The organism is Vibrio sp. R12-SW3-ISO1 (assembly GCF_059834005.1).
In genome coordinates, this window is the sequence record NZ_JCBDGK010000001.1 from 128,156 (window position 1) to 137,454 (window position 9,299).

The following is a 9,299-nucleotide window of genomic DNA, read 5'->3' on the forward strand; positions in this document are numbered from 1 at the left end:
TGTCATTCATATCCCTTGCAAAAAAAGTGATTTTTATCACCGTTTTTTAAGAGTAAAATAACCGAGAAATGAAACAACTAGCCGCGCAGATGTCACAGATCAACACACAGCCAAGTTCAACGTCCATCGTCATTATTGGTGGGGGCGTTGCCGGCGCCACGGCCGCTGTCCATTTATCCGAAATTGGGCAAAATGTTACCCTCATTGAGCGAGGCGCGAGCCTTGTCAGTGGACCGCCGATTTGCCATCTCCATGCTGGTGGGAATTTGTACCGCGAAATCTCGACGGAGCAATGTATTGAGTTGCTTGAACAGTCGATTGAAACGGTGCGTCTTTACCCTCAAACCATCAATCGTCGCCCAACTCTGATTGCTGTTCCTATTTCCGATCCCGGCAGTGTCGATGAGGTCGAATCTCGCCTGCAAACCATCCGTGATTGCTACCAGACCTTAGTGGACCGAGACTCGGCCAATCAAGTGCTGGGCGCACCACAAGATTACTATCGCTGTTTTTCAAAAGAGGAATTGCAAGCACTGGCGACGCGCACTCAACCTGAGGCACCAACAAGTGTTGAAGATTGGGTGATTCCTTTTGCTCAGCATGCCGATCTCGATGCGCTAAAGTACCCTGTGGTTGCAGTGCAAGAGCACGGTTGGAGTGTCTTTCGTTTGGCCGCGAGTGCAAAACTCACACTCGCCGCACATCCAAATTGTCAATTGCTTACCTCATGTGAAGTGACTGATCTTGAAGAGAGTGGAGACGGCTGGTTGATTCGCTATCGAGATGACAATAACCGACTGCACGAACTTCAAGCTCAATACGTCATCAACGCCTGTGGTTATCAAACCGGTACGATTGACGATCTGGCTCAAAAGAAACGTCAGCGTTTGGTGGAGTTTAAAGCCGCATATGTCACGCGATGGGCAGAGTGTGATCAGGTATGGCCAGAGGTTATTTTCCATGGTCAACGGGGGACGCCAGCAGGTATGGCGCAACTGACCCCGTATGCAAATAAAGTGTTTCAACTGCACGGTATGACGAAAGAGATTACCTTGTTCGATGAGGGGTTGGTCGCCTCGGATGATCGTTCTTCTCAGCCTCAGTTACCGGCTCCCCTGATCAAGACGTTGAATCAAGGCTGGGACGAGTCAGTGGCCAAAGAGCGCAGCCTGCGTGCCGTGCGACACATCGGTCAGTACGTGCCTGACTACCATTCGGCGGATTACTATGCGCTGCCTTTGTTTGGCGCGCAGCAAATACCAGGACGAGATGACTCGTTAAGAGCCGCAGACGTTTCGTTTGAAGCCAATCACTATGCACGCATCGAAGTGGTCAAAGGTTCATCTGCGCTAGAAGCCGCAAGAAAAGTGGTGACGCAGTGGGGCTTGTATGACTATCAGGGAGCCTCCATTGAGGCTCTTCATCCGGTGTGTACCCGCTTGGTGGCGAGCGACGTTGAACAAGAAGCGAAACGCATCGCGATTGAGCGTGGCTATCCTGCAGAGTTGGCCCAAGTCTATGGTGAATCCCAGTAAAGCAGCTATCGCCACACCGTGTTATCGGATGATGTATCAAGGCGCCAAATCGGCGCCTTTTTGTTATTTCGCCGCCGTCATGGCCGAAACTAAGCCTACTGATGGCAATGAATTAGTAGCCGAAAAAACGCGCCCACTGACACCAGACATCTTGTAAGCCGAGTAAATCGCCCTTTTCAAACGTCACGGTTTGGCCCGGCCGAGCTTGAGCGATACGTGGCAGGTCAATACGGGCCACACAACCTAATTTGGGATAACCGCCGATCGTTTGTTTGTCACTGAGCAAAATAATCGGGTCGCCACTTTTGGGCACTTGTATTGCGCCTAACGCAATTCCTTCGCTCAACAGTTCCGTATCCGGCGGCGTAATTGTGTTACCGCGAAGGCGATACCCCATTCGATTGATGTGCTGGCTTACCTCAAAACGCCGGCTGTAAAAGGCCCCGATCGCGTCTGGAGAAAACTGCTCACTTTGATATCCCTCAATCACACGTACACGAATGGGGAGGTTGTAATCAGGGCGGTAGCGAAATGAAATCTGTGTGCTTTGGTGGGATAACGGGTGGTAAGTAAACGCGAGTTGATCCCCCGCTTTAAGTGCGCGGCCTTGCTCTAAGCCACCGAGCGCTTCACGGGTGACGGTGGACACACTGCCCAATACTGGTGACACATCAAAGCCCCCTTTAATGGCAAGGTAGCTTCTTAGCCCGTTGGCCGGAAGACCAAAGCTCAACGTTTGCCCTTTACGGGCGACAAATGTTGACCAGTTATCTATGCGCTGACCGTCGAGTTTAGCATTGAGATCCCCACCTGCAATGGCGAGGTTGCAGTGACCATTGAAACGAAATTCCGCTTGTCCCAAGGTAATTTCAATGGTTGGGCAATTGACCGGGTTATCGAGCAAATGATTCGCCCAACTGTAGGCGTAATCATCCAAGGGACCGCCTTGGGTAATGCCCAAATGCGCCAAGCCAAATCGACCAAAATCTTGGATGAGGCTCAGTTGTCCAGGTTTGATGACTTCAACGTAAGACTTCATAAGGCAAACTCCCCATCAAGCGACCCACCGAGTTGAAGAAACTGGTCTCGATCGACGGCCTTAAAGCGCACTTGAGAGCCGACACTGTACGGCAGCATCTGCGCTTCATCGGGTGTGAACAGCGCTAATGGGCAGCGTCCAATGATGTTCCACCCACCCGGTGAATTACTCGGATAAACCGCAGTATGATGATTGGCAATCGCTACGCTGCCTTTGGGAACATTGACGCGCGGCGTACTTTGACGTGGCAGTTGTAATTGAGGCGTGACTTGACTCATAAACGCAAACCCAGGCGCAAAGCCGATCGCAGTGACACTGTAACACCCTTGGGTGTGCAGTTCGATTACCTCGTCCAATGTCATACCTTGCTCGAAATAGATCGCTAAGTCTGGCCCTACATCCGGATGATAGTAGACGGGTAATTCAATGATCTCTGCGCTATGGCTTACTGGCGGGCTGGCTATGGTGCTATCCAAGATGCGTTCGACGCGTGGGATAAAATCGAAAATGGAGATTCGGTGAGGTAAATAGTCAATCAACAGAGTGATGTGCGAGGGGGTGACGTTCATCAGCCATTGCGCTAACTGAGACTGAACGTTTTCGCCACAGTGCTGGATTATACTCGACAGCTCTGGTGAAGGGGCCGCGTCAAAGGTGACTAAAATACTGCACTCGGCAACGGGATCGATGGTATAGGTGATCGTCATCTGTTACTCCATGCTGGTGCGGATCTGCTTGATAATATCGATGGCCGCCAGATTATCGCCGTGTACGCATAAGGTATCCGCCTCAATATCAATCGCGTAGCCCTCTATGGTGCGCACTTTGCCATATTGGGTGATTTGGCGAACTTGGCTAATGATATCTTCGGCGTTGGTGATGACCGCATCGGGCTGCGTTCTTGGTGCCAGAGTACCATTGGCGAGATAGCGTCTGTCAGCAAAAGCTTCAAACAGCAAAGGCAGCTCATACCGGTCAGCAATATCAAGTAAAGGCTGGTTATCGAGCACGGCGAGCGTCATTAAAGGGACATTGAAACAAGAGACGGCATCAGCGACCGCATCGAACAGCGATAAGTCCTTAAGCATGTCATTATAAAGCGCGCCATGTGGTTTGACATAACTGAGTTCTGTGTTGTGCGCTTCACAAAGCGCTTTAAGCGCGCCAACTTGATAGATGGTCATCGCAGTGACTTCTTCGGGGCTCATGGCAAGGCTTCGGCGTCCAAATCCTTGTAAGTCTGGGTAACTGGGATGGGCGCCAATCTTGACGTTGTGGCGAACCGCGAGCGCGACAGTGTGTGACATAATAGTTGGGTCAGAAGCGTGGTAGCCGCAGGCGATATTGGCCATGTCTACGTGGGGCATCACCAAGGTGTCATTGCCCATCGACCAAACACCAAAGCTTTCGCCCATATCACAATTCAACAAAATTGCGCGTTTTGCCATGCATTTACGTCCTTTTATGCTCATTAGTGAGATTTATCGTACAAATAATCCGAGTTGCGTTCAAATTTTGAACGGCGTCACTGAGCGTGTTCCTATCGTGTTGCTAAGCTTACGCACAAACCGCATCAAAAGAAAACAGAGCGGCTCATGTTTTAGGTAGCAAATAGTGTTTTAGGTAGTGGGTGAGGGGCGAAGCGCTCAAATGTGATATGAAAAGGGTCAGCGGCGATAGAAGTGGCGTTTGTATTCAGAATCGCCAAAGAAGATGGGTTGAGAGGAGTCGCGTATGCTCTCGCTGAACGCGCTATCGTTGAAATCTAAGCTTATCGTCCCACTGATTCTTTTTTCATTGGTGATTTTACTCCTCACTCAGGGCAATGCGCTCAATGTTGCTCTCAAGTCGCAAACCGACAACCTTATCGACCGTGCTCACGTATTGTCTCTTGGTTTATCATCGCCGTTAAACTCGGCCATTTTGGGTGGGCATACTGAACAAGCGACGCAAATATTGCAGTCGTTTTCCGCAGACAAAGAGATCGTGCGCGTTAAGCTGCACACCTTAGATGGCAAACTGTTTTCGATGTATGAACAACATGGTGTCGCAGCGCCTTTGCCGAGTGCGCAGCAGCTCGCTGCATTGAAAGAAACGGGCCAGGCTGTGAGCGACGATTATCTTTTTGCACTCTTTCCTCTCTATGCAAACGGTAACGAAGTGGCCAAGTTTAGAGTGACGATTTCCACCAAATCGTTTCAAGACAGCTCAGAGCAGGTCATACATAATGCGCTGATTTTTATTGTTTTTTTGACCATTGCGACCGCCATTTTGTTTTACACCGTACAAAAGTATATTCTCAACCCCGTCATCAGTTTGCGCGCTGCGATACAAGGATATATTGAACACAAATCCAACAGTATTGAGATTGATACCATCGCGAACGATGAAGTTGGCGATTTAGTCCGTGCCTTTCGCACTATGCTGAGACGTTTGAAACTGCGTGATCAACAAGTCAATCATACACTTGATAGATTAGAGCAAGAGAAATCCTTCGCCAACGAGGTGGTCGAGTCGGTCAAACACGCGCTTATTGTTGTCAATCAGCATGGCGATGTTCTCCATTTTAATGCGATGACGTGTGAGATATTCCGCTGTACCAGCGCCTTTATCCAAGCCAGTAAGTTGATAGATTTGATTCAAGGTAAAGGGCAATCCGAATTAAAGCACGCGCTCGAAAACAATCTAGAGTTTGAAGATCGCCATATCGTCCTCGAAGATCTGTTTCATGATCGCCGATTCTTAAAAGTAAGTGGTACGCCGCTTTCAAAACCCGGCCAGTGCCTAGTCGCGATTGAGGACATCACCCAAGTCGAAGTGGCGATGAGCCGCCAACGCATGGCGGCGAATATTTTTGAAAACAGTAAAGATGGCTTAGTGGTCACCGATGATAGGGACGTGGTCACTATGCTCAACCCGGCCAGTCGTCGGATACTGGGAGTAGATACCAGCGAGATAATTGGTCAGCACCATCGCGAGCTATTCCGTTGGGCGGATTTTGATACCGTCATGACGCAGATAAAACGCATGATTGAAGAGCAAGGTGAGTGGCAAGGTGAGGTGTGGGAGATTCATCCCCTAGGGCACCGAGTACCGCTTTATGTTCGAGCATCGAAAAATCGTACCAGCGCCAGTGAACATCGCTTCGATTATGTCTATGTGATTGTCGACTTATCTTCAGTCAAAGAGATGGAGCGACTTGAGTATATGGTCAATCATGACAGTCTGACCGGGCTTGCCAATCGCACCCACCTTTATCGCGTATTAGGTAAAACGCTCACCGATGAGCGTCTATCCAAAACGGGCATTGCACTTTTGTATCTCGATCTTGATGGATTTAAAGCGGTAAACGACACTTACGGCCACGATGCAGGCGACGCAGTACTTAAAGAAGTCTCGCGCCGCCTATCGTTGCATGTGCGCAGTCAAGATTTGGTGGCTCGACTGTCCGGCGATGAGTTTGTGGTCTTGATGACTTCTTGCGATCAACCCAGTACGCATGCCCTCGCAGAGCGGCTGCTGGCGGAAATCAGCAATGAAATCGACTATGCCGGTGAGCGTCTATCGGTCGGTGTGAGTATTGGTATTCACTACACTCAACGTGCGCAGGGTACCAGTCTCGAACAATTCCTCAAAGCGGCCGACAAAGCCATGTACCGAGCTAAAATGGAAGGCAAAGGGCAGGTCATCATGAGTGAGGCAAGTTAGCGTTATCTCGCGCGCAATTTTCTGTTACCATTCAACGAAATACTTACATTAGGCTAGAGTTATGAATGTATTAGTGACAGGCGGAATGGGCTACATTGGCAGCCATACGTGTTTGCAAATGATCGCCGCGGGAATGACGCCCGTTATCGTCGACAACTTGTATAACAGTAAGCGCAGTGTGCTTGAACGTATTGAGAAGGTTTCAGGTCAAACGCCGACCTTTATTGAAGGCGATATTCGCGACAAAGCCTTGATGAAGCAAGTGCTTGTTGAGCACAACATCGATGCGGTGATTCACTTTGCTGGGCTTAAAGCGGTCGGTGAGTCTGTGGAAAAGCCACTTGAATATTATGACAACAACGTCAACGGTACGCTTGTATTGGTCGATGCGATGCGCGAAGCAGGGGTGAAGACCTTAGTTTTTTCTTCATCTGCGACTGTCTATGGAGATCCAGCGAGTGTGCCTATTACCGAAGATTTCCCAACCAGCGCAACCAATCCTTATGGTCGTAGCAAGTTGATGGTTGAAGAGTGTTTGACCGACTTTCAAAATGCCAATCCCGATTGGAGTATCACCTTACTGCGTTATTTCAACCCTGTTGGTTCACACCCATCCGGTGAGCTTGGCGAAGATCCGCAAGGTATTCCAAACAACCTAATGCCATTTGTCTCCCAAGTTGCCGTAGGGCGCCGTGAATTTTTATCTGTGTTTGGTGATGATTACCCGACCAAAGATGGCACGGGCGTGCGCGACTATATCCACGTGATGGACTTGTCAGATGGGCACGTGGCTGCGTTAGAGAAAGTAGGCCAGACATCCGGATTGCACATCTACAACCTAGGCACTGGTAATGGCTATAGTGTGTTGGAGATGGTGCATGCGTTTGAAAAGGCCAGTGGTAAACCTGTCCCGTACCAAATTGCGCCGCGCCGCGCCGGTGATATTGCCGAGTGTTGGGCCGATCCTTCAAAAGCGCAGCGTGAGCTGGGTTGGAGTGCGACACGTTCTTTGGTTGAGATGACGCAAGATACCTGGCGCTGGCAGTCAAATAACCCGAATGGTTTTCCAGATTAATCGAGCGCAACCGCTGATTTTAAATCTAACGAAAGAGCGACCCTAGCGGTCGCTCTTTGCGTTGGTTTATAAACGACCAACGACTCACAGTCGTGTATCGGATACTGTTGGGTTACTGGGCTTGTTTATCTTTACCCAACGAGAGCAACCAAATACAAATGACCGCAACGACTATGAAGCCTGATAGGATAATAACAGGCATCGCACTGTAGCCAAGGATGTGCCAAATAATCGATTCTAACGTACTCATGCTCTCTCCTTATTGCCAACCTTCAACGCCATGCATGTCAGGCAGGCGGTGGGCGATCCCTTTGTGACAGTCAACACAGGTCTTTTCACCCGAGGCGAGGGCCGTTGAGTGCTGCTGGGCACCACGTGAACCTTGCTCAGAAAAGTCCATAAACTCGAATTCATGACAGTTACGACACTCGAGCGAATCGTTTTTCTGCATACGTGCCCATTCTCGCTCAGCAAGATGACCGCGACGCTGCTCAAACTTTTCTTGTGTATCTATGGTACGCAAGACATAGTGCGCAAACAGCTCTTTAGACGCCTGAACTTTACGGACAATCTTGTCTGTCCATTCGTGAGGTACATGACAGTCAGAACAGATTGCTCTCACACCAGAACGGTTCGAGTAGTGAATCGTCTCTTTGATTTCCGCTACAATCGGCGCATGACAGCCTGAACAAAACTCTTCGCTGTTGGTCGCTTCCATCCCGGTGTTAAATGCCCCCCAGAACAACAAACCACCCGCAAAGCCCATAAACAGCACAACGCCAACCGCCGCTTTACTGGGGGACGTGAACCGCTTCCAAAACGCTTTCAGTAATTTCATAGTTAACCTCGCTTACTCGCGTTTCTTACTTAAGAGAATCAACAGATTGGAACTCATTCTCAACCAATGGTTTCGCATCTGTTTGCGGGACGTGGCATTGCAGACAGAAGTAACGTCTTGGCGATACGTCTGCGAGCACCGCGTCTTGGCGATTCACATAGTGGGTGACACTGATTTTTGTTGCGCCTGATTGCTTGGCGTTTTTCCAGCTGTGGCAAGCCAAACATTTATTGGCGTTTAACGACACCTCATAGTTACGAATACTGTGAGGAATCAACGGTGGCTGATAGACAAAGCTATCTTCAACGATTTGATCTTTGGGAAAATCTTTAAATGCGTCCGCAGGTCTGGTCTCTTCCAGATTGGTGTTACCGCGCAGCGACTCCAACCCGCCGATACCACCCGGGTTGTCCAAATTGGCAAACACAGCGCTGCTCAACACTGCACCTACCGAGAAAAGTGCAACTAAGAATTTTTTCATGTTTTTGTTCTCCGCCTTCTGGCTACATTCTTCGCTTAGGTTGCCCAAATGTGGGCAACCTAATCTCGACATTACGCAACTTTGGTGATCTTCACTGGACACTTCTTAAAGTCGGTCTGTTTAGACAGTGGATCCGTGGCATCAAGGATCAATTTGTTGATCAAGATGCGCGCATCAAAGAAGGGGACGAACACCAATCCTTGAGGTGGTCGGTTACGTCCGCGCGTTTCAACGCGCACACGCACTTCACCACGTTTGTTGGCAATGTTCACCTCGTCACCTCGGCGAATGCCTCGTGCTTTGGCGTCCTCTGGATGCATGTAGCAGACGGCGTCCGGCACGGCTTTATAGAGTTCAGGGACACGGCGTGTCATGGTGCCGGTGTGCCAATGCTCGAGTACACGACCGGTGCAGAGCCATAAATCGAACTCGGAATCTGGCACTTCTGGAGGCGCTTCGTATGGGGCGGAAATAATAAACGCTTTTCCGTCAGGCTTGCCGTAGAAGTCCCAACCGCTACCGGCTTTGGCATATGGATCTGAGCCTTCTTTGTAACGCCAAAGGGTCTCTTTACCGTCAACGACTGGCCAACGAAGACCACGTGTTTGGTGATACACTTCATA

At 49.7% G+C, this 9,299-nt stretch carries 10 protein-coding genes; 3 read left to right on the forward strand and 7 right to left on the reverse strand.

The features are described 5' to 3' along the window. Window positions 1–68: 68 nt before the first annotated feature. The gene (locus tag AC6R0R_RS00540) at window positions 69–1,535 is read left to right on the forward strand and encodes an FAD-dependent oxidoreductase (protein WP_500625310.1); all 1,467 of its coding nucleotides are present in this window, start codon (window positions 69–71) and stop codon (window positions 1,533–1,535) included. A gap of 112 nt (window positions 1,536–1,647) precedes the next feature. On the opposite strand, the gene AC6R0R_RS00545 is transcribed toward AC6R0R_RS00540, so the two are convergent. Genes AC6R0R_RS00545 through AC6R0R_RS00555 form a run of 3 tightly spaced genes read right to left on the reverse strand, consistent with a single transcriptional unit; the run spans window position 1,648 to window position 4,022 of the window. Next, complete coding sequence (locus AC6R0R_RS00545; protein ID WP_500625311.1) at window positions 1,648–2,574, reverse strand: 5-oxoprolinase subunit C family protein; 927 nt, start codon at window positions 2,572–2,574, stop codon at window positions 1,648–1,650. Next, window positions 2,571–3,281, reverse strand: a complete 711-nt coding sequence (locus tag AC6R0R_RS00550) for a 5-oxoprolinase subunit B family protein (protein ID WP_500625312.1) — start codon at window positions 3,279–3,281, stop codon at window positions 2,571–2,573. Before AC6R0R_RS00550 ends, AC6R0R_RS00545 begins: the two co-directional genes overlap by 4 nt. 3 nt (window positions 3,282–3,284) lie before the next feature. Beyond that, a complete protein-coding gene (locus AC6R0R_RS00555; RefSeq protein ID WP_500625313.1) occupies window positions 3,285–4,022 on the reverse strand; it encodes a 5-oxoprolinase subunit PxpA in 738 nt (245 codons plus the stop codon). Between the two features lie 286 nt (window positions 4,023–4,308). On the opposite strand from AC6R0R_RS00555, the gene AC6R0R_RS00560 reads away from it, so the two are divergent. Then, entirely contained in the window at window positions 4,309–6,282 is a 1,974-nt protein-coding gene (locus AC6R0R_RS00560) for a diguanylate cyclase (RefSeq protein WP_500625314.1), read from the forward strand. Between the two features lie 61 nt (window positions 6,283–6,343). Continuing rightward, window positions 6,344–7,357, forward strand: coding sequence for a UDP-glucose 4-epimerase GalE (gene galE, locus AC6R0R_RS00565; protein ID WP_500625315.1), 1,014 nt, complete (start codon window positions 6,344–6,346; stop codon window positions 7,355–7,357). A 112-nt stretch (window positions 7,358–7,469) separates the two neighbouring features. On the opposite strand, the gene AC6R0R_RS00570 is transcribed toward galE, so the two are convergent. The 4 genes from AC6R0R_RS00570 to AC6R0R_RS00585 all read right to left on the reverse strand — a co-directional run. Continuing rightward, window positions 7,470–7,607 (reverse strand): TIGR02808 family protein, encoded by a 138-nt coding sequence (locus AC6R0R_RS00570; RefSeq protein WP_487901526.1) that lies wholly within the window; start codon window positions 7,605–7,607, stop codon window positions 7,470–7,472. A 9-nt stretch (window positions 7,608–7,616) separates the two neighbouring features. Then, complete coding sequence (locus AC6R0R_RS00575; RefSeq protein ID WP_334551843.1) at window positions 7,617–8,195, reverse strand: NapC/NirT family cytochrome c; 579 nt, start codon at window positions 8,193–8,195, stop codon at window positions 7,617–7,619. A gap of 25 nt (window positions 8,196–8,220) precedes the next feature. Beyond that, a complete protein-coding gene (locus AC6R0R_RS00580; protein ID WP_334551844.1) occupies window positions 8,221–8,676 on the reverse strand; it encodes a nitrate reductase cytochrome c-type subunit in 456 nt (151 codons plus the stop codon). Window positions 8,677–8,747: 71 nt separating this feature from the next. Further along, on the reverse strand, window positions 8,748–9,299 hold a 552-nt coding region (locus AC6R0R_RS00585; RefSeq protein ID WP_500625316.1), incomplete at its 5' end, for a molybdopterin dinucleotide binding domain-containing protein.